Below are 21,063 nucleotides of genomic sequence, written 5' to 3'. Positions count from 1 at the left end.
TTCACTTCACATATAAAAAGAGCAGCCTCAGGGCTGCTCTTTTTATCTATCAAATCGGTGTTTATCCACGATGGATATTGTCATTCGCTTGTTTTAGCAGATTCTGACTCTCGTTCATAAATTGTTGAGAGTACTCACCAAACCAATCACTGACTTGTTCAAAGCTTTCAACAAATTCCGCTTTGTCTTTGCTATCCAAAATGCTCAGCGCCTCACCAAAACGTTGGTGGAATCGCTTAATCATATCGATGTTCTCTTGCGACGAGAGAATAATGTCACCGTAGAGGTTTGGATCTTGACCAAACAAACGCCCTACCATCGCTAACTCCAAGCGGTAAATTGGTGAGCTCAACTTTAACAACTGTTCAATGTTTGGATTCTCTTTACTTAGGTGCATACCGTAAGCAAACGAAGTGAAGTGGCGCAGCGCCTGAATCAATATCATGCCATGATCGTGCTCTTGCGCATCAATTTGGCACAGGCTTGCGCCCCAAATCCCAAACTGTTGCAATAGCCATTGGTATTGTTCGTTACCACGACCATCACAGTACACAATTACCTGTTTCGCTAAGCTTGGTACATCTGGACCAAACATAGGGTGTAAACCAACAACCGGACCTTGGTGCACATTCAACATTGCTTGCAATGGTTTAGACTTGATGGAAGTCAGGTCACAAAGAATGCAGTCTTTTGGTAGATTGCCTAGCTTTTCAATCACACCTTCTGTCAGGTGAATCGGAACAGTAACCACCACCAGCCCAGCATCTTCCAAGATGTCGTCTGCATGATCCCAGTCTTTACTGCCCAGCACTTTAACTTGGTAACCAGACAGCTTAAACATTCGACCAAACAGACCACCTAACTGACCATTACCACCAATAATAACCACTGAGCGCAATTCTGGGTTCAAACACTTAAAACCGGAATCTTTCTCGCTGGCATAAGACTCACGCATTGTTCGACGAAGAATGTCTTCAATCAGTTGTGGAGGAATCCCCATTTTTTCAGCTTCAGCTCGTCGTGATGCCAGCATTGCCGCCTCACGATCTGGGGCATAAATTGGCAAACCGTGTTCGCTTTTTACTTCCCCTACTTTCTCTACTAGAGCCAAACGCTGAGCTAATAGCTCCAACATTTGCTTGTCGACTGCATCAATCTGATCGCGTAATGCGTTAAGTTCAACTGCCATTGATGTTCCTTAAATCCCGTGTTGTTAGCCTTTTAGACGATTCTCTAAGAAAGGCACCAGCTCTTCGTGTGCATGACGTAATAGTGCCTCAGTTGAATCCCAATTGATACATGCGTCGGTGATCGATACGCCGTATTTCATCTCTTCGAGTGGCAGGTCAGAAGATTGATTACCTTCATTGATATGGCTCTCAATCATCAAGCCAATGATTGACTTGTTTCCTTCACGGATTTGATGAATCACATCTTCTGCGACCAATGGCTGACGACGGTAATCTTTACGCGAGTTCGCATGGCTACAGTCCACCATCAGCGAAGCATCGAGACCAGACTTCGCCATTTCTTGCTCACATTCAGTCACTGATACTGAATCGTAGTTGGTTTGCTTACCTCCACGTAAAATGACATGACCATTTGGGTTGCCTTGTGTCGTTAGCAGTGCCACTTGGCCTTCACGGTTGATTCCCATGAAACGATGACTAGAAGAAGCCGCTTGCATCGCGTTAACAGCAGTTGCCAAGCTACCATCCGTACCATTCTTAAAACCAATAGGCATAGAAAGACCACTTGCCATCTCGCGGTGAGTTTGTGACTCCGTTGTGCGAGCACCGATCGCCGCCCAGCTAAAAGTATCCGCAAGGTATTGTGGGCTGATTGGGTCAAGAGCTTCTGTTGCTAGCGGGATTTCTATCTCTGCCAATTCAACCAGCAGTTCACGACCAACATGCAAACCATGTTCAATGTCGAAGCTACCATCTAGGTGTGGGTCATTGATCAAACCTTTCCAACCAACCGTGGTTCGAGGTTTTTCAAAGTAAACACGCATTACAATATACAGTTGGTCGCTTAGTTGTTCTGAAAGGGCTTTTAGGCGCTTAGCGTAGTCCTTCGCTGCCTCTACGTCATGAATAGAACATGGTCCACATACAACAAGCAGACGATGATCTTTCTTGTGAATGATGTCAGCGATGGTTTGACGAGACTCTTGAATGAAACGACGTGCCTTTTCACTCAAAGGAAGCTTAACTTTTAGCTCCTCAGGCGTGATCAGTACTTGTTCTTCGCTGATGTTGATGTTGCTCAATTCACTTCTTTGCATAACTTCGACCTGTATATTTTTGTTTACACCCAACCAATTCCTTGGTGAGACAACTAAGCTTTATCGACAAGATAACAGGCTACAAAAGAAATACAAGCGTACACAATAAAAAACATTCAATGTAAACTTAAATTTACACACAAAGAAAAAGCCGAAATGCAGGGCACTTCGGCTTAAAATAGGTGTTTTCGACAGTTTACGTATCCCCCCAAGTAAACCAATACTCAAGGTTTACATGGCTAACCAATCAATCGCTTCATGGCTTCAGTAGCGTCTTTCCACTCTTGAGACAATTTTAACTCGCTTAGTGTAAAGTTTTGTTTTTTCAGCAAGGCATCAGCAAGAGGAACGGAAGTAATTGGCAGGTTATCGAGTACTTCCACCTGTGCATCGCGCTTGTTACAAACTAATAGCATGTCACAACCTGCTTTTAATGCCTGTATGCCTCGCTGGGCAGGACCACCCATAATTGCGGCACCTTCCATGGTCAAATCATCAGAGAAGATCAAACCTTTAAAACCAAGTTGTTGGCGCAAGATTTGTTTTAACCAGTACTCTGAACCACTTGCAGGTTGATCATCATAATTGGGGAAAATGACATGAGCAGGCATCATCGCATCTAAGATGCCGGAATCGATTTGCGCTTTGAAAATAGCCATATCTTGCTCAAAGATATCACTGCGCTCATCGTACGGAGTCTCTAGGTGTGAATCAGCAATCACACCGCCATGACCAGGAAAGTGCTTACCTGTTGTTGCCATACCGACACTCTTCATGCCATGCATGTAAACAGAACTGTGACGCAAAATTGTGTCCATATCCTCACCAAAAGCTCGACTGCCGATCGCTTTACACTGATGGCCTTTATCCAGCACAGGCGCGAAACTTAGGTCAATGTCATGAGCTATCAGCTCTGCAGCCATCAACCAACCACCCATGCGTGCCAGTTCCTCACTATTTTGGTGCTTGGCATATTCGTCAGCCGCTGGAATGAGAGAGAAACCTTCACGGAAACGCTGAACGCGCCCGCCCTCTTGGTCAACACCAATCAAAATCGGACGTTTCGCCGCTTTACGGATAGACTGGGTAAGAGCTTGAAGCTGCTTGCTGTCGTGGTAGTTACGTGTAAATAAAATCAAACCACCAACCGTTGGATGTTCCAAAATTTCTCTGTCTTCTGCAGTCAGTTCGTAGCCTGCAACATCAACCCATAACGGTCCCATTGTTTCTCCTCAAAATCGGCTGAATATCTCGTATTCGATGAGGTTATTCGCTTCAGAATTGCTTTACAATAAGTGAATCGAAGAATTGACGGAATCGGCTGTGAATCTTAACAATCTGTACATTGGCGTAATGTCTGGAACCAGCATGGACGGTGTGGATACGGCACTGGTAGAAATTGAAAATGACCATGTTTGCCTAATTGCGCACGATGATTACCCAATGCCGCCTCACATTAAACAAATGCTTCTGTCGATTTGCACAGGACAAGACACTAACCTGAAAGCACTTGGCGAACTGGACCACCAACTCGGGCATTTGTTTGCCGATGCCGTATTACAACTACTGAATAAATCTGGCTATTCCGCTGAGCAAGTCCGAGCCATTGGCAATCATGGTCAAACCGTTTTCCACCAGCCAACTGGCGATCTGCCCTTCACCACTCAACTGGGTGATGCCAACATCATTGCGGTCAAAACCGGTATTGATACCGTGGCAGATTTTCGACGCAAAGACATGGCGCTAGGTGGACAAGGTGCACCACTTGTTCCTGCGTTTCACAAAAGCATCTTTGCGATGCAAGACTCCACAACGGTAGTGCTTAACATCGGTGGTATTGCCAATATCTCTGTATTACATCCCGAGCAGCCGGTGATTGGTTATGACACCGGTCCGGGTAATATGTTGATGGACGCATGGTGTGAGCAGAATACTGGACAAGGCTTCGACAAAGACGCCCAATTTGCTCTGCAAGGTAAGATCAATGCAGCTTTACTGGCTCAACTGTTGGAGGCTCCTTATCTTGCGATGCCACCGCCTAAAAGCACAGGGCGAGAACTGTTCAATATCGATTGGTTACATCAACAGCTAACGAATCACCGTGTCTCTGTACAAGATGTACAACGCACACTTTGCGAATACTCGGCAATGACCATTGCTGTCGAAGTGGAAAAGTTCACTCATGGTCAAAAGCCTCAGCTTTTAGTGTGTGGTGGTGGAGCAAGAAACCCACTATTGATGCAACGTTTGGCAGCCCTTCTCCCTCAGTGGCAAGTCGCAACAACCAACGACAAGGGTGTCGACGGAGACTATATGGAAGCCATGGCTTTTGCTTGGCTTGCACAGCGCCACGTTCATGGATTGCCAAGCAACTTGCCAGAAGTGACAGGGGCAAGTCGTCTTGCTTCACTCGGTGTGCTCTATCCTAAAAACTAAATGAGTTGTTCTAAATACAGCTTAAAGATGAAACGAATTCAGTATTCAAAAGGCTTAAATCACTATGACAAATGACGCGCTTATTGCCGCTCTCGCTCACCTTGTTTCAGAAGGTCGCAACCCAGATACGATGGACATCGACTTATTACCATCTCTGGATATTGTTCAGCGTCTTAATCAACAAGACAAACTCGTTCCACTTGCCGTTGAGAAAGCGTTGCCGGAGATCGCCCTCGCGGTAGATAAAATCACCGATGCATTTAAGGTAGGCGGTCGTTTGGTTTACATGGGCGCAGGCACCAGTGGTCGTTTAGGGGTGCTTGATGCATCAGAATGCCCACCAACATTTGGTGTGTCTGACAAGATGGTGGTTGGCTTGATTGCAGGTGGTCCAGAAGCCATCCTCAAAGCGAAAGAAGGCGCAGAAGACTCTCCAATTTTAGGTGAACAAGATTTGAAAGACATCGAGTTCACTCGTCATGATGTCGTGGTCGGCATCGCCGCTAGTGGACGCACACCTTACGTGATTGGTGGTTTGGAGTACGCCAACGAGATAGGTGCGACGACAGTGGCACTGTCTTGTAACCCAGACTCACCAATTGCAGAGATCGCTAGCATCGCCATTTGTCCTGTCGTAGGTCCTGAAGCTTTAACCGGTTCAACACGTTTAAAATCAGGAACCGCGCAGAAGCTGGTTCTGAATATGCTGACCACAGCGAGCATGATCCGTTTAGGTAAGAGTTATCAAAACCTGATGGTCGACGTGAAAGCGACCAACAACAAACTGGTAGCGCGCGCCGCACGCATCGTTATGCAAGCGACCGATTGCAGCAAAGAACAAGCAACCGAAGTACTTAAGCAAACAGACTATGAAGTAAAACTGGCGATCTTGATGATCCTGACCGATCTTGATATCGATTCAGCTCGTGCGCATCTGCATCATCAAGATGGCTTCTTACGTAAAGCCGTTGAAAGTCACCAGCCAAAATAACGGGTGAGATGGTTAACCAGATTGACCAACACAAGAAAAACAAAAAGGAGACCTCAAGGTCTCCTTTCTTATTCTGATATCAAGAATCAGTCTTCATATAGCCACTCATCAAACTCTTGGTTAAGCTTGTCATTCGCTTTGCGCTTGATTTGATCAGGATTCGTCATGTTTTTCACACGGTCGACCTTATTGGTGTACTTGCTAGTGGTATTGTTTACCTTGCGCTTAACCCGGCTCTCCACATAAGTGCCATCGGTGATCTCTTTGATATTACGCTTAGTGTGATTGATGGTGTTGGTTATATGATGCTTGTCATGGTCATACTTTCGCTTCATCTTGATCGACTCTTTCAATACATTGGTTGCGCCAACGGTCAAAGGGAACAGTGCTAATACGACCAAAAAGACTTTTTTCATGCTTCTATTTCACTTCTGATTGAATCTAATCATATCAGTACATCAAAGCGATAAAATTCAAATGTCAGAAGATTAACAGGGCAAATTGCTGTCTTGATTATGAAACAGAACTAGTTACTGTATTCGTTCCAACCGCGTTGCCATTCCATTCGAAACTTCTGCGCTTGTGGTGTGCCTTCGCATACACCTTCATAGTACTGACCAGACAATCCCATCTGGTAAGCGAAATCAGGATTACAGTATTCCGTCACCCCTTCGAGATAACCTTGGTCGTAGTCACCTTGCTTAGCATTACCGAGTTGATTGAGTTCTTTCACCGTACGAGAAGTATGCCCTGCAATGCCATCTTGATAACCGATCTGATACCAATCACCAGATTGCGCTAATTCTTCCGTGGTCGCCACACAGCCTGCCAATAAAGCCAGCGCCAAACCTAACGTTGCCTTTTTCATGATTCTTCCTTAACTAGTTGTTTTCCAAACAAGCTTACCACTAAAGCCCGTGATGTTCCGCTTATCTGTCGATTTCGCCACTTAACTCTTGAGGTAACCACTTACCATTAATCACAGCCACTCAATGGTGAATAGAACCACTTAGCCCATCGTGCTACCACTAAGCAAACGATAAAACCACTTAATCTTTATATCGACCACTCGCTTCTCTATTCGACCACTCATCCACTGAGCGAATGCACTTAACAAAAGAGGCGAATACCATACATCCTGAGCTTAAAAAATTACCCTACCTAATAAACCAAGGACAATTGCTATGATGTGGTTTCTAACCTGTGTCGCAGCCCTTATCGGCGGATACTTCATCTACGGTGCTTTCGTTGAGAAAGTTTTCGGTATCAATGAGAATCGCCAAACTCCTGCCCATACAAAAACCGACGGTGTTGACTACGTTCCAATGTCAACCAAACGCGTTTACCTTGTTCAACTACTCAACATTGCTGGTGTTGGTCCTATTTTCGGTCCAATCATGGGTGCCCTATACGGTCCTGCCGCTATGTTGTGGATTGTTGTAGGTTGTATCTTTGCAGGTGCAGTACACGATTACTTCTCAGGCATGCTTTCTGTTCGTAATGGTGGTGCATCAGTACCAACGATTACAGGTCGCTACCTAGGTAATGGCGCAAAACACTTTATGAACATCTTTGCCATTGTCCTGCTGCTTCTTGTTGGTGTGGTATTCGTATCTGCGCCTGCTGGCATGATCACGAACCTAATTAACGACCAAACTAGCCTAAGCGTCAGCATGACAACGATGGTTGTATTGATTTTCGCTTACTACATCATCGCTACAATTGTTCCAGTTGATAAAATCATTGGTCGCTTCTACCCACTGTTTGGCGCACTACTGATCTTCATGTCTGTTGGTCTGATGACAGCTGTCGCGTTTTCTAGCGAACACACAGTGATGGGTGATTTCCAAGTAAGCGATATGTTCACTAACTTGAACCCTAACGACATGCCTCTATGGCCAGCGCTGTTTATCACTATCGCATGTGGCGCTATCTCTGGCTTCCACGCAACTCAGTCACCACTGATGGCTCGTTGTATGGAAAACGAGAAAAACGGTCGCTTCGTTTTCTACGGTGCGATGATTGGTGAAGGTGTTATCGCGTTAATCTGGTGTGCTATCGCTCTGTCTTTCTTCGGTACGCTTGACGGTCTTGCAGAAGCAGTGAAAAACGGTGGTCCTGGTAACGTGGTATACAGTGCTTCATTTGGTCTACTAGGTGTATTCGGTGGTGTGATTGCCTTCCTAGGTGTTGTAATTCTGCCAATCACATCAGGTGACACAGCATTCCGCTCTAGCCGTCTGATTCTTGCTGAATACTTCGGTATGGAACAAAAAACACTACGTAACCGCCTTCTAATGGCTGTACCACTATTCGTTATCGGTGGCGTTCTGACTCAAGTAGATTTCGGTATCATCTGGCGCTACTTCGGCTTTGCAAACCAAACAACAGCAGTAATGATGCTTTGGACTGCATCGGCTTACCTATTACGCCACAACAAGTTCCACTGGATCACGACTGTCCCAGCGGTCTTCATGACAACCGTGTGTGTTACGTTCATTCTAAACAACAGTACATTAGGCTTTGGTCTGCCAATGCAAATCTCGACCATCGCAGGTATTCTGTTCTCACTAGCCGCTGCTGGCTACGTAATTAAAATCTCTAAAGGTAAAGGTGAGACTGAGCTTGCTGACGAAGAGAAACCACAAGCTGCTTCAGAAACTGCATAATGAATACCTTCGCTTGCTAACCGATTCATTATCAATGACTGGATAAAACCAAGAGCCTGCCCACCGCAGGCTCTTTTTGTTTCTCTTCTACGTTACAATAACAACATCATTTTTAGGTTAGGTTCGCTATGGAACTGGTCATCTCCCTTTTACAACAAATGTGTGTTTACTTAGTGCTGGCTTACATGCTGAGTAAAACGCCGATCATTTTGCCCCTGCTGAGTATCTCCTCTCGCCTCAGTCATCGGCTCATTTGTTATGTACTCTTCTCTGGCTTTTGTATTCTCGGCACCTACTTCGGCTTGCATATTAACGATGCTATCGCCAATACGCGTGCCATTGGTGCGGTGATGGGTGGGTTGTTTGGTGGTCCTGTGGTCGGTTTTGCTGTGGGGTTAACTGGTGGTATTCACCGCTACACACTTGGCGGTTTTACCGATTTAGCCTGCGCAATTTCTACCACGGCTGAAGGCTTGATTGGCGGCTTGCTGCATGTCTACCTTATAAAGCGTAACAAGGGAGCCATGCTGTTCAATCCAAGCGTGGTATTCAGTGTCACTTTTGTAGCAGAAATTGTGCAGATGATTCTGTTACTCGCTGTAGCCAAACCTTTCGACCAAGCCTATGCGCTTGTCTCAGCGATTGCCGCTCCAATGATCATTGCTAACTCGGTTGGTGCGGCACTGTTTATGAGTATCCTGCAAGACCGTAAAACCATTTTCGAAAAATACTCAGCCACCTTCTCCCGCCGCGCATTAAGCATCGCCGATCGCTCAGTTGGTATTCTAAGTACCGGCTTTAACAGTGAGAATGCAGACAAAATCGCCCGCATCATCTACGACGAAACCAAAGTAGGTGCCGTCGCGATCACCGACCAAGAAAAGATCCTAGCTTTCGTTGGTATCGGCGATGATCACCATAAGCCAAATACTCCTATTTCATCGCAAAGCACGCTAGATTCGATGGAAAAGAACGACATCATCTACCTTGATGGTAGCGAACGACCGTATCAATGCTCATTAGCACAAGACTGTAAGTTGGGCTCTGCATTGATAATTCCTCTGCGTGCAGGCAAAGAGGTGGTGGGAACCATTAAGCTTTATGAACCAAAACGCAAACTGTTCTCTACTGCGAATATGTCAATGGCAGAAGGGATTGCTCAGCTTCTTTCAAGCCAAATCTTGTATGGTGATTATCAGCAGCAACAAACGCTACTGGCTCAGGCAGAAATCAAACTGCTGCATGCTCAGGTGAATCCACATTTCTTGTTCAACGCGTTAAATACCATTAGTGCCATCACTCGTCGTGATCCTGACAAAGCACGAGAACTGATCCAAAATCTGTCTCATTTCTTCCGTAGTAACTTAAAGCAGAACATCAATACAGTGACGCTAAAAGAAGAATTGGCGCACGTGAATTCCTACTTATCGATCGAAAAAGCACGTTTTACCGATCGCCTAGAAGTTGAGATTGATATTGAACCAGAATTACTGGATATCAAGCTGCCGAGTTTTACTCTTCAACCTCTGGTCGAAAATGCCATCAAGCATGGTGTTTCTAATATGTTAGAGGGAGGAAAAGTGAAGATTTATAGCCAAGCACACCCTCAAGGCGCGCTGATAACGGTTGAGGACAACGCAGGTAGTTATAAGCCGCCAAAAGAGAATCATTCTGGTTTGGGTATGGAAATCGTCGATAAGCGCTTGTCGAATCAATTTGGGCGTGATTCAGCGCTAAAAATTACCTCTCAGCAGCATCAATTTACTAAAATGAGTTTTATCATTCCCCACTCGCGATAAGCGCAATGAAAACGCACAAAGGTAATCTTGGATGTTAACCGCCCTCGTCATTGATGATGAACAGTTTGCTCGTGAAGAGTTGGCAGAGCTATTGGATGAAACAGGTCAAATTGAGGTGATTGGCGACGCGTCAAACGCCATCATGGGACTGAAGAAAATCAATGAGCTGAAACCAGATGTGGTGTTTCTCGACATCCAAATGCCTCAGGTGACGGGCATTGAGCTGCTGGGAATGTTAGACCCAGAAACTATGCCTTACGTGGTGTTTGTGACAGCTTATGATCAATACGCTATTCAAGCCTTTGAAGACAATGCCTTCGATTACTTACTCAAGCCCGTTGATCCATGTCGTTTGACCAAAACCGTCAAACGCCTTAGCAAGGTGATGAGTCAATCTGCGCTCACTCAGCAACTGTCAGCCATCGCACCAGAAAACCTCGACCAAATTCCATGTATTGGGCACAACCGCATAGTGATCATGGCGACGGAGACAGTTGAGTGTGCTTACAGTGATATTAGCGGTGTACATGTGCGCTCCACCAGCCAAACCGCAAGTACTCAATTGACCCTGAAAACCTTGGAAGAGAAAACGCCACTGGTACGTTGTCATCGACAATATCTCGTAAGTATTAAAGCCATCAGCGAGATTAAGCTATTAGAAAACGGGCTGGCAGAAATCATTACCAAAACAGGCTTTGAGATCCCCGTGAGCCGCCGCTATTTAAAAGTACTCAAAGAGCTACTCGGCATTAGTCATTAGGGTATATACCAAAATAACCCCGAAATGGCTGGGTATAAACCATCACGAATAGATAGAAACCACACAATCAAAAAAGGCGACCTTCTGGTCGCCTTTTGCATATTTTCATCGCCTTAATCAACTTGCTTGATTTGTAGCTCTTTTGGTACTTCGAAGAACATGTTTTCTTCGCGACCAAGCACTTCATCTACGGCTTGCGCCCCAACCAACTCTTTGATGCGATCTAGGATTTGATTAACCAGCTCTTCAGGCGCAGATGCACCAGCAGTCACACCAACCTTGCCTTTACCTTCAAACCATTCAGGCTTAATGTCTTCAGGACAATCTGTTAGGTATCCTGGCGTACCTAGCTTTTCAGCGAGCTCTTTTAAACGCGTTGAGTTTGATGAATTCTTGGAACCTACCACGACCATCACATCTACGTCAGCAGAAAGCTCACGCACAGCATCTTGACGGTTTTGCGTCGCGTAACAGATGTCATCTTTACGAGGACCTTGAATGTCTGGGAATACGCGGCGTAGCTCTTCAATTACGTCAGCGGTTTCATCAACAGACAGTGTCGTTTGACTCACGTAGTGTAGATCAGATGGATCCTTTACGATCGCTTTTAGCTTCTCAACATCCGCAGGTGTTTCCACAAGGTACATACCGCCTGTATCACTTGAATACTGACCCATTGTGCCTTCCACCTCTGGATGACCAGCGTGACCGATCAATACCACTTCCATATTGCGACGGCTTGCACGTGCTACTTCCATATGTACTTTGGTTACCAGCGGACAGGTCGCATCAAACACAGTTAAATCACGAGACTTCGCTTCTTGGCGAACCGCTTGAGATACACCATGAGCGGAGAAAATCACAATGTTGTTGTCTGGCACTTCGTGCAGTTCTTCAACGAAGATAGCACCACGCTGTTTTAAACCTTCAACCACAAAGCGGTTGTGCACTACTTCATGTCGAACATAGATAGGTGGCTGATACATCTCTAGCGCACGTTCTACGATGCTAATCGCGCGGTCAACACCAGCACAGAAACCACGTGGGTTAGCTAACAGGATTTTCATTTCATTGCTCATGGAAGTTATCTTTTATTTGGTTCGCTATTCTACTGACAAAATTTCGACTTCGAAAGTCACGTCTTGTCCCGCGAGTGGATGGTTGAAGTCCACTGTTACTGAGTCGCCAGCAATCTCAGTAATGATGCCCGGGATTTCCATACCATCGGGACCACTGAACGCCATAATAGTGCCGACTTCAACTTCCGTTTCGCCCACAAATTTAGTGCGATCCATATGGTGGATATGGTCTGGATTCGGCATGCCAAAAGCGTCAGCCGCTTTTAGTTCAATTGCCTTTTGTTCACCTACTTGCAAGCCTAATAGGCACTGCTCAAAGTTCTCACTTAAGCTGCCATCGCCCATCACGAACTTAGCAGGCTTGCCCATGTTATGTGTGCTGTCCGCTACAGAGCCATCTTGCATTTTGATGGTGAAATGCAGTGTTACTGCTGAATCTTGATTTATTGTTGTCACGTTACTGCTTCCTTGTTCTTGGGTTTTCCAGCGCTCTATATGATCACTCACCGTGATTACTTTTATTGTACGAAGATACGCGGATTGCGCTCCAACATAATAAAAAGCGTCGTCCGAATCAACGGACGACGCTTAGGGTTATTCGATATATCGCAAAAGATTACTTGTCAGCGTCCTTTTTGCGGAAGCCATCAAGAATGATCATTGCCGCACCAATACAGATAGTTGTATCTGCAAGGTTGAATGCAGGCCAATGGTAGTTCCCCCAGAAGAAGTCTAGGTAATCAACAACAAAGCCATGAACAACACGGTCAAACACGTTGCCCACTGCACCACCAATAATCAGTGCGTAAGCGATGTTGTTCCATTTTTCTTTCGCTGGAAGCTTGCTCATCCAGTAGGTCAAAAGACCTGTAACAACAAACGCGATACCTGTGAACAACCAGCGCTGCCAACCCGCTTGATCGCTCAAGAAGCTGAATGCTGCACCGTAGTTATGAACATAAAGTAGGTTGAAGAATGGCAGCACCTCAATTCGGTTTGCCCATCCGTAGCCCATGTTGTCCATCACCACCAATTTGATGCCAATATCTGCAATAAATACCAGAATTGCTAACCACAGCCAGCGAACTCCAGATTGCTTTAACGTCAGTGCTTTTTCACTCATTACTTTACCTACAAACAGCCCCAGTAAATACTGGGGCTGTTAATTTTAAAAAAAGTTCAGTTGTACTGGGTAATTACGCGAATTTACGTACTTCACCTTCGCCGTCAACGTTAGACACACAACGACCACAGATCTTCTCGTGACCTTCGATTGTGCCTACGTCTGGCGTGTGGTGCCAACAACGGTCACACTTCTCGCCTTCAGCAGCTGCCACTTCAACAAACAAGCCTTCGATATCTGTCGCTTGTGCTGCATCAGTCTTCTCACTTAGAGACTTAACTTTCGCAGCAGAAGTTAGTAGAACAAAGCGCAGTTCATCTTCTAGTTTGTTGATTTTCGCCGCTAGAGCGTCATCAGCAAATAGCGTCACTTCAGCTTGTAGTGCACCACCGATGGTTTTCTCTTTACGCGCATCTTCTAGAAGTTTGTTTACTGCACCACGAACCGCTTGGATCTCAGTCCAAAATTCGTTGTTCAGCTCTTCACCTTCAGCAAGACCGAATAGACCGTCGAACCACTCACCAGTGAATACGAACTTGTCGCGCTCGCCTGGCATTTCGTTCCAGATTTCATCTGCAGTGAACGACATGATTGGCGCCATCCAACGAACTAGCGCTTCTACGATGTAGTAAAGTGCTGTCTGACAGCTACGTTGAGCGTTACCGCCACGTTTTGCTGTGTACTGACGGTCTTTAATTACGTCTAGGTAGAAAGAGCCCATTTCGATTGAACAGAATTGCATTAGACGCTGAGTCACACCGTGTGTGTTGTACTCTTCGTACGCTTTAACAATCTCTTCTTGTGCTGCTAGCGCACGACCAACTGCCCAGCGATCTAGCGCAACCATCTCTTCAACAGGAACGATGTCTGTTTCTGGATTGAAGCCGCTCAGGTTAGCTAGGAAGAAACGCGCTGTGTTACGGATACGACGGTACGCATCTGCGCTGCGTTTTAGGATTTCATCAGAAACCGCAACTTCACCAGTGTAGTCAGTAGATGCTACCCATAGGCGAAGAATGTCAGCACCTAGCTTGTTCGTTACGTCTTTTGGCGCAACCACGTTACCGATAGATTTAGACATCTTACGACCGTGACCATCAACCACGAAACCGTGTGTCAGAACTTGCTTGTATGGTGCTTCGTCTTTCATCGCGATAGATGAAATTAGCGAAGACTGGAACCAACCACGGTGTTGGTCAGAACCTTCTAGGTATAGGTCTGCACTGTTGCCGTTGTACTCTTCACGAGCATCAACAACAGAGAAGTGTGTTACACCAGAATCGAACCATACGTCTAGCGTATCTAGTACTTTTTCGTACTGGTCTGCTTCGTCACCTAGTAGTTCTGCTGAATCAACATCCCACCACGCTTGAATGCCTTTCTCTTCAACCAACAGAGCAACCTTCTCGATAAGCTCTAGTGTGTTTGGATGAAGTTCTGCTGTTTCTTTGTGAACGAACAGAGCAATTGGCACACCCCAAGTACGTTGACGAGAGATACACCACTCTGGGCGACCTTCGATCATACCTTCGATACGGCTTTGACCCCACTCAGGCATCCACTCAACATTCTTGATTGACTCTAGTGCTTTAGCACGTAGGCCAGCTTGGTCCATAGAGACGAACCATTGAGGCGTAGCACGGAAGATGATTGGAGTCTTATGACGCCAACAATGTGGGTAGCTGTGCTCGTAAGCGTGGTGGTGTAGTAGTGCACCTTTTTCTTTCAGTACTTCGACTACTGCATCGTTCGCTTTAAATACGTGCTGACCAGCAAATAGCTCTGTATCTGGTAGGTAAACGCCGTTTGAACCAACTGGGTTTGCTACTTCTAGGTTGTACTTGTTACCAACCGCAAAGTCTTCTTGACCGTGACCAGGTGCAGTGTGAACAACACCAGTACCTGAATCAGTTGTAACGTGATCACCCAGGATCGCCGGTACTGTGAAATCGTAGAATGGGTGTTGGAACTGAGAAAGCTCTAGATCCGCACCTTTTGCAAAGCCTAGGTTGTGGAAGTGCTCGATACCAGCACGATCCATTACGTCTTTCGCTAGCTCAGCAGCAACGATAATACGCTCAGCGTTGTCGCCTTCTGTTTGGATAAGTACGTATTCTAGATCATCACGTAGACATACTGCGCGGTTTGCAGGCAGCGTCCAAGGCGTTGTTGTCCAGATAACGATAGACACGTCACCTTGACCTTCATGACCTTCTGTCAGTTCAAACTTAGATAGCAGTGCCGCTTCGTCAGCCGCTTTAAAACGAACGTCGATAGATGGCGATACTTTATCTTTGTACTCAACTTCTGCTTCAGCAAGAGCTGAACCACAGTCTGTACACCAGTGAACTGGTTTAAAACCTTTCAGTAGGTGACCTTTGCTTGCGATCTTACCAAGAGCACGAATGATGTTCGCTTCAGTTGCGAAATCCATAGTGCGGTATGGCTTGTCCCACTCACCCATGATACCAAGACGCTTGAAGCTCTCTTTCTGACCTTCAACCTGACCGGCCGCGTACTCGCGACATTTCTCGCGGAACTCAGCAGCTGTCACTTTTTGTCCTGGTTTGCCAACTTTCTTCTCTACCATCAATTCGATTGGTAGACCGTGACAGTCCCAGCCTGGGATGTAAGGTGCGTCAAAACCTGAAAGTGTTTTGGATTTAATAATAATGTCTTTAAGAATCTTGTTTAGTGCGTGACCAATGTGAATGTCACCGTTCGCGTAAGGAGGGCCATCGTGCAGTACGAATGACTTTTTGCCTTTCTTAGCTTTACGGATTTCACCGTAAAGATCTTCTTTGTACCAACGCTTAAGCATTTCTGGCTCACGATTGGCCAGGTTGCCGCGCATTGGAAACCCTGTTTCAGGTAAGTTCAGGGTATCTTTATACTCACTCATCGATTCTTAATTCCGTTATATTGGGCGAAAATTAGACATTATGTTGCACGGTGGAATAAACCGCTCAACGCTTAAGCTGACGCAGCCACACCCTTGCTGCTTCAGCATCCAATTCGATTTGTTGTTTAAGTGCTTCAAACGACTCAAACTTTTGCTCATCTCGAAGTTTGTGCAAAAGTTCCACTTCTAGCTGCTTGCCATATAAATTAGCGTGAAAGTCGAATAAGTGTACTTCTAACTGCTGGCGAACACCATTTACTGTTGGTCGTTGACCAATATTAGCGACACCGCCAACTGGCTTATCTCCTAAGCCAAGCGCTTGAACAACATAAACTCCGGAAACCGGAGAAACACAGCGTTTCAAAGGAATATTTGCAGTAGGGAACCCAATGGTTCGACCTAGCTTTCTTCCATGAGAAACACGACCGCTGATGCTGTAATCTCTTCCCAGCATCTCTTGCGCGGAATGCAAATCATCACGAGCCAGCGCTTTACGAATAGCCGTGCTACTCACTCGTAATTGCTGTAAACAAAAGCTTTGGGTACTCACAACTTCAAAGCCGTACTTTTTCCCCGCTTCTTGTAACATTGCAAAGTTTCCTGTTCGACCTTTGCCGAAACAGAAATCATCACCAATGACAAGAAACTTAACACCCAATCGACCAACCAACAAGTCACGGATAAACTCTTCCGCCGTTAGGTCAGCAAAATGACGATTGAAGTTAACACACAGCAGACGATCGATGTCGAGCTTACTCAGCTGAACAAACTTATCACGCAGTCGCGTTAACCTCGCAGGTGCCTTATCTCGAGCAAACAGCTCCATCGGCTGAGGTTCAAAGGTCATCACAACCGAAGGTAACGAAAGTTTCTCCGCTTGTTCAGACACTTGCTGCAATACTTGTTGATGACCTCTATGCACGCCATCGAAATTGCCAATAGTCAACACGCACCCATGATGGTGCGACTTGATATTGTGAATGCCTCTAATCAGTTCCATTGGATACTGCTTTATGCCTCTGTTTTTACTTTGCACTGTGTGAAACTGACGGATTATATACCAATCAACCTTATTCTGTCCCAGCTTTTAGGTCTTTTAAACGTACACCGAGTAAAAACACGACGGCTAGGTAAACACCTGCACCAAGCGCAATCAGCATTCCTAATACGCCACTGCGATGAGCAAAGCTCCAATCTAACCATACCGACATGTCTTCTAGCTGCCACAAAATAGCCGCAACCATCGCAGCTCCCGCGATCATCAAACGTATAATAAAGAGGACTGTACGTTTGGTCACTTGGTACACACCTGCGATATGGAGACCACGGTAGAGTAATGCCATATTTACAAAAGCAGAGAGCGCAGTCGCGATAGCCAGACCAACATAGCCATAGAAATAAGCAAAGATCGCATTGAATACCATGTTAGTTAGCATCGCAATGATGCCGTATTTCACTGGCGTTTTCGTGTCTTGACGAGAGTAGTAACCCGGAGCAAGAACTTTGATCAGCATAAAGTTAAGCAAGCCAGAAGCATACGCTAATAAAGAGAGAGAAGCTTGATGCACATCCTGCGGAGAAAACTCACCACGCATGAACAGCACCATTAACATCGGCTTCGCCAGTACCATTAAACCAAGCATTGCTGGGATTCCCAGTAAGGTCACCATACGAATGCCCCAATCCATGGTGTGTGCAAAGCCTTCACTGTGAGCATCTACGTGCTTACGTGATAACGCTGGGAGAATCACCGTCGCTATCGCAATACCAAACAGGCCTAACGGGAATTCCAACAATCGATCGGAATAGTACAACCAACTGATTGAACCGGTTTGTAGAAAACTGGCAATAAAAGTGTCAAACAGTAGATTGATTTGGCTTACAGACACACCAAATAAAGCAGGAATCATCAAGGTACGGATCTTCACCACCCCCGGATCGCGCCAACCCCATTTTGGCTTGACCATAACTCCCGCTTTAATAAGGAAAGGGATTTGAAATAAGAACTGAACCAACCCACCAAGAAAAACACCAATGGCAAGACCAATCTCTGGTTGTGACATCTGCGGAGAGATAAACCACGCAGCCAAAATGATCATCACATTGAGGAAGACGGGAGTAAAAGAAGAAACCGCAAACTTACCTAGTGTATTGAGAATGGCTCCCGATAAGGCAACAAAAGTGATGAACCATAAATAAGGAAAGGTAATCTTGAGCATTACGCTGGCAAGTTCAAACTTCTCAGCCGCGGGACCACCATGCATCCAGTCTAAAAACCAACCAAAACCAAATAAAGCAGTCACGACGCCAGAGCCAAGAACACCAAGGATGGTAACAATAGAGACAATCACACCCAATGTACCAGCAGCACGAGCAATCAACTCACGAGTTTTGTCCATGTCCCCTTGTGCGTGACTTTCAGTTAATACAGGAACGAAAGCTTGAGAAAATGCGCCTTCAGCAAACAAACGGCGTAAGAAATTAGGAATTTTATTGGCAAAGAAGAAGACGTCGGCACTCGCGCCTGCCCCCATCAAGTTTGCTACTACTACATCACGAACTAAACCTAGGACGCGCGAAATTAATGTCATGGCACTGACGATCATGCCAGACTTGAGCAGTCGTTTACTCACTGTAACCTCGGAATATCACCAAAAGATAGCCAACCCTATTCCTCTAAGCCTTTGAAAGCTACAAATGGGCGTTAAAAATATATCCGGTTATTGTTAGATCTAAGCGGATAAGTATTAGCAATGGTCTAAAAATGCTGTTAGAATCCCCGCCATCTTAACCGCGATAACCTTTCTTACCAAAACTTGTTTTGGCTTCGATGGGTTTTTGCACAAATCATTTGACATTTAGGCGCAAATGAGGGATAGTCCTCGCCCTTAAATTGTCACAGAACTAAGTTTTTGGGAGTTAGACCCTTGGCAAATAGTAAATCTGCTAAGAAGCGCGCTATCCAAGCTGAGAAACGTCGTCAGCACAATGCTAGCCGTCGCTCAATGATGCGTACTTACATGAAGAAAACTGTTGCTGCTATCGAAGCAGGCGACAAAGAAGCTGCAACTGCTGCATTCGCTGCAGTTACACCTATCCTAGACCGTATGGCGACTAAAGGCCTTATTCACAAGAATAAAGCAGCTCGTCATAAGTCTCGTTTCACTGCACAAATCAAAGCTCTATAATAGAGAATTGATTCTACAGTGAAGAAAAAACCGGCTAACGCCGGTTTTTTTATACCTAAAATTCAGCAAAGCTCGAATTCAAGACAATAAAAAAGCTGGCACTGCCAGCTTTTCTAATTTGTGACCTGTCATCACGCGGTTGCTTCTGCACAATAAAGACCATGAAGTGTTTGAATTAGCGCTTTCACTTCATCGCTCTTCAATGTGTAGTAGACCGTTTGTGCTTCTTTTCTCGTCGCAACTAACTCATCACGACGAAGCCACGCTAAGTGTTGAGACAATGCCGACTGGCTCAACTCTAGTTTTGCGCAAAGTTCCCCGACCGAAAGCTCTTGATTATGCAGCATGCAAAGGATTTGTAGGCGTCTCTCATTTGCCATCGCCTTGAGCAGCACGACAGCCTTGGCGGAGTTTTTCTCCATTTCTTGTAGATTCATGCGTTGGACCTCTAGCTACAACTTACTTTTCCCAACCCTGGCCAGTTTGTTGTGTGTTACAGAATTTTATAATTTCGAGTTATAATTTTATCGATAGTAATCTATTTAATTGAGCAACGGAACGTGTTCATTCAAACATTTGGCTAAAATCTGCATCACATACGTTCTTAACCGCTGGATGTTGTATCATTCGTTCCGCAAAAATGACGTAGTACTCTTCTTTTAAGTCTTCAACGTGACCAATCAGTTGTAAGTTTCGGTCATCTTCAATCTCCGACATATAAACTGTTGGAGCCAAAAAGATCACATCATCGCGGTAGCGTGCAAAAGCTTTCATGAGTGCCACATCGTCAAACTCACCCAATACATCCGGTTGTAAGCCTTGGCGATCAAACCACTGCAATACTTTACGACCCATTGCCGTTCGGCTTGCCGGGATCAACAACTTTTTCTTCTCTAAGACTTCAGGAAAGCTCACTCCTGCGATTTCAGACGAAGCAAAAAAGCTCATACTACTTTCACCCAACTTCTTACTGTACAGACCCGGGCTTTGTGTCGAATCTACTGGGCAATCGGAAAGGATCATATCGAGTTTATGTTGTGACAAGCGCTCCAACAGCAACTCGTGTGTTGATTCATAACAACGTAAATGAATGCTGTTGTCTTCAGGAACTGTCGTCATCAAGACTTTGCTGACAAGACGTTTAGAAAGCGCATCGGCGACGCCGACTTCGAAAAGGATATTAGAGTGTTGGCTATAGTTAACAATATCGAGCATTTCGTAGCTCAAACCAAACATACGGTCGGCATACTTAAAAACTAACTGCCCAAGTTCTGTTGGTTCAACTGTACGTCCATTCCGTTTGGTCAACTTCCCCTTCATACGGTCTTCAAGTGCTTTAATTTGTCCGGTAACCGTTTGAGGCGTCAGGAATAACGCATCTGCTGCTTTTGTTACCGAGCCTTGTTTACACACCATCCAGAAGTAATAAAGGTGGTTGTAGTTTAAATGTGACATAGCCAATCCCTATAAAGAAGATGACACTTTTTATATCAAATGTGACACCGACAAACAATAAGTTCGACAAAACCTACATAAAGCTACAAAACATATGGTTTTACCGAAAATATAAGATTCACACTGTCATAAAACTTGAAGCCAAACGCACTTTTTTGATCTTACCCAGAAATAAACCCGCCGATCTATAAGCAATAAATACCCTTAATAATCAACATCTTAATTTGATGTGAAATTTTCTTCACGGATAACTATCAAAAAGAATAATAAAAATCCTCTATAGAAACCTAACTGTAATATTACTGAAATATTTCATCTCTAACATCGCCCTCAGTTTCAACAACAGACCAAATAAACGAACTGAAAGGTCCACG

General features: G+C 45.2%; 19 protein-coding genes. 6 read left to right on the top strand and 13 right to left on the bottom strand.

Translation table 11 applies throughout. The annotated features are described in order from the left end of the window. Positions 1 to 61 precede the first annotated feature (61 nt). The 3 genes from tyrA to nagZ form a co-directional block, all read right to left on the bottom strand. Positions 62 to 1,189, bottom strand: a complete 1,128-nt coding sequence (gene tyrA / locus OH459_RS21795) for a bifunctional chorismate mutase/prephenate dehydrogenase (RefSeq protein WP_269988703.1) — start codon at positions 1,187 to 1,189, stop codon at positions 62 to 64. Between the two features lie 24 nt (positions 1,190 to 1,213). Further along, a complete protein-coding gene (locus OH459_RS21790; protein ID WP_050933859.1) occupies positions 1,214 to 2,287 on the bottom strand; it encodes a 3-deoxy-7-phosphoheptulonate synthase in 1,074 nt (357 codons plus the stop codon). A gap of 239 nt (positions 2,288 to 2,526) precedes the next feature. Continuing rightward, complete coding sequence (gene nagZ / locus OH459_RS21785; protein WP_269988700.1) at positions 2,527 to 3,510, bottom strand: beta-N-acetylhexosaminidase; 984 nt, start codon at positions 3,508 to 3,510, stop codon at positions 2,527 to 2,529. Between the two features lie 100 nt (positions 3,511 to 3,610). Between nagZ and OH459_RS21780 the strand changes: the two genes are divergently transcribed. Together OH459_RS21780 and murQ are read left to right on the top strand one after the other, a co-directional pair. Beyond that, on the top strand, positions 3,611 to 4,723 hold the full coding sequence (locus OH459_RS21780; protein ID WP_026138182.1) for an anhydro-N-acetylmuramic acid kinase: 1,113 nt from the start codon (positions 3,611 to 3,613) through the stop codon (positions 4,721 to 4,723). A 64-nt stretch (positions 4,724 to 4,787) separates the two neighbouring features. Next, a complete protein-coding gene (murQ, locus tag OH459_RS21775; protein ID WP_050923220.1) occupies positions 4,788 to 5,714 on the top strand; it encodes an N-acetylmuramic acid 6-phosphate etherase in 927 nt (308 codons plus the stop codon). 86 nt (positions 5,715 to 5,800) lie between these two features. Here the strand turns inward: murQ and OH459_RS21770 are convergent, their stop codons facing one another. Together OH459_RS21770 and OH459_RS21765 are read right to left on the bottom strand one after the other, a co-directional pair. Further along, entirely contained in the window at positions 5,801 to 6,130 is a 330-nt protein-coding gene (locus tag OH459_RS21770; RefSeq protein ID WP_269988697.1) for a hypothetical protein, read from the bottom strand. 110 nt (positions 6,131 to 6,240) lie between these two features. Continuing rightward, positions 6,241 to 6,582: a DUF2799 domain-containing protein gene (locus OH459_RS21765; protein ID WP_049534733.1), complete on the bottom strand. Its 342-nt coding sequence runs from the start codon at positions 6,580 to 6,582 to the stop codon at positions 6,241 to 6,243. Positions 6,583 to 6,898: 316 nt separating this feature from the next. Here OH459_RS21765 and OH459_RS21760 point away from each other — a divergent pair, with 316 nt between their 5' ends. From OH459_RS21760 to btsR, 3 genes are all read left to right on the top strand, one after another. Beyond that, entirely contained in the window at positions 6,899 to 8,383 is a 1,485-nt protein-coding gene (locus OH459_RS21760) for a carbon starvation CstA family protein (protein ID WP_005447938.1), read from the top strand. Between the two features lie 128 nt (positions 8,384 to 8,511). After that, on the top strand, positions 8,512 to 10,182 hold the full coding sequence (locus tag OH459_RS21755) for a sensor histidine kinase (RefSeq protein ID WP_009697640.1): 1,671 nt from the start codon (positions 8,512 to 8,514) through the stop codon (positions 10,180 to 10,182). A 31-nt stretch (positions 10,183 to 10,213) separates the two neighbouring features. Continuing rightward, positions 10,214 to 10,942 (top strand): two-component system response regulator BtsR, encoded by a 729-nt coding sequence (gene btsR / locus OH459_RS21750; RefSeq protein ID WP_005447935.1) that lies wholly within the window; start codon positions 10,214 to 10,216, stop codon positions 10,940 to 10,942. 113 nt (positions 10,943 to 11,055) lie between these two features. Here btsR and ispH read toward each other — a convergent pair whose 3' ends face one another. From ispH to murJ, 6 genes are all read right to left on the bottom strand, one after another. Then, on the bottom strand, positions 11,056 to 12,021 hold the full coding sequence (gene ispH / locus OH459_RS21745; RefSeq protein WP_017190109.1) for a 4-hydroxy-3-methylbut-2-enyl diphosphate reductase: 966 nt from the start codon (positions 12,019 to 12,021) through the stop codon (positions 11,056 to 11,058). Between the two features lie 24 nt (positions 12,022 to 12,045). Beyond that, positions 12,046 to 12,477 (bottom strand): FKBP-type peptidyl-prolyl cis-trans isomerase, encoded by a 432-nt coding sequence (gene fkpB, locus OH459_RS21740; RefSeq protein WP_269988691.1) that lies wholly within the window; start codon positions 12,475 to 12,477, stop codon positions 12,046 to 12,048. 160 nt (positions 12,478 to 12,637) lie between these two features. After that, positions 12,638 to 13,144, bottom strand: a complete 507-nt coding sequence (gene lspA / locus OH459_RS21735; protein ID WP_005440576.1) for a signal peptidase II — start codon at positions 13,142 to 13,144, stop codon at positions 12,638 to 12,640. Positions 13,145 to 13,217: 73 nt separating this feature from the next. Beyond that, positions 13,218 to 16,046, bottom strand: a complete 2,829-nt coding sequence (ileS, locus tag OH459_RS21730) for an isoleucine--tRNA ligase (protein WP_045490851.1) — start codon at positions 16,044 to 16,046, stop codon at positions 13,218 to 13,220. 64 nt (positions 16,047 to 16,110) lie between these two features. Beyond that, positions 16,111 to 17,046, bottom strand: coding sequence for a bifunctional riboflavin kinase/FAD synthetase (ribF, locus tag OH459_RS21725; protein WP_005447930.1), 936 nt, complete (start codon positions 17,044 to 17,046; stop codon positions 16,111 to 16,113). A gap of 70 nt (positions 17,047 to 17,116) precedes the next feature. Continuing rightward, on the bottom strand, positions 17,117 to 18,679 hold the full coding sequence (murJ, locus tag OH459_RS21720; RefSeq protein WP_005447928.1) for a murein biosynthesis integral membrane protein MurJ: 1,563 nt from the start codon (positions 18,677 to 18,679) through the stop codon (positions 17,117 to 17,119). A 294-nt stretch (positions 18,680 to 18,973) separates the two neighbouring features. Between murJ and rpsT the strand changes: the two genes are divergently transcribed. Next, complete coding sequence (gene rpsT / locus OH459_RS21715; protein WP_005447926.1) at positions 18,974 to 19,234, top strand: 30S ribosomal protein S20; 261 nt, start codon at positions 18,974 to 18,976, stop codon at positions 19,232 to 19,234. A gap of 131 nt (positions 19,235 to 19,365) precedes the next feature. Here rpsT and OH459_RS21710 read toward each other — a convergent pair whose 3' ends face one another. Next, on the bottom strand, positions 19,366 to 19,671 hold the full coding sequence (locus OH459_RS21710; RefSeq protein ID WP_005447923.1) for an ArsR/SmtB family transcription factor: 306 nt from the start codon (positions 19,669 to 19,671) through the stop codon (positions 19,366 to 19,368). Between the two features lie 127 nt (positions 19,672 to 19,798). After that, complete coding sequence (nhaR, locus tag OH459_RS21705) at positions 19,799 to 20,689, bottom strand: transcriptional activator NhaR (RefSeq protein WP_005447920.1); 891 nt, start codon at positions 20,687 to 20,689, stop codon at positions 19,799 to 19,801. Between the last annotated feature and the right edge of the window lie 374 nt (positions 20,690 to 21,063).

It is taken from the genome of Vibrio sp. MM46, from assembly GCF_027587135.1.
Classification (GTDB): Bacteria; Pseudomonadota; Gammaproteobacteria; order Enterobacterales; family Vibrionaceae; genus Vibrio; species Vibrio harveyi.
This window is presented reverse-complemented; position numbering and strand designations above follow the sequence as displayed.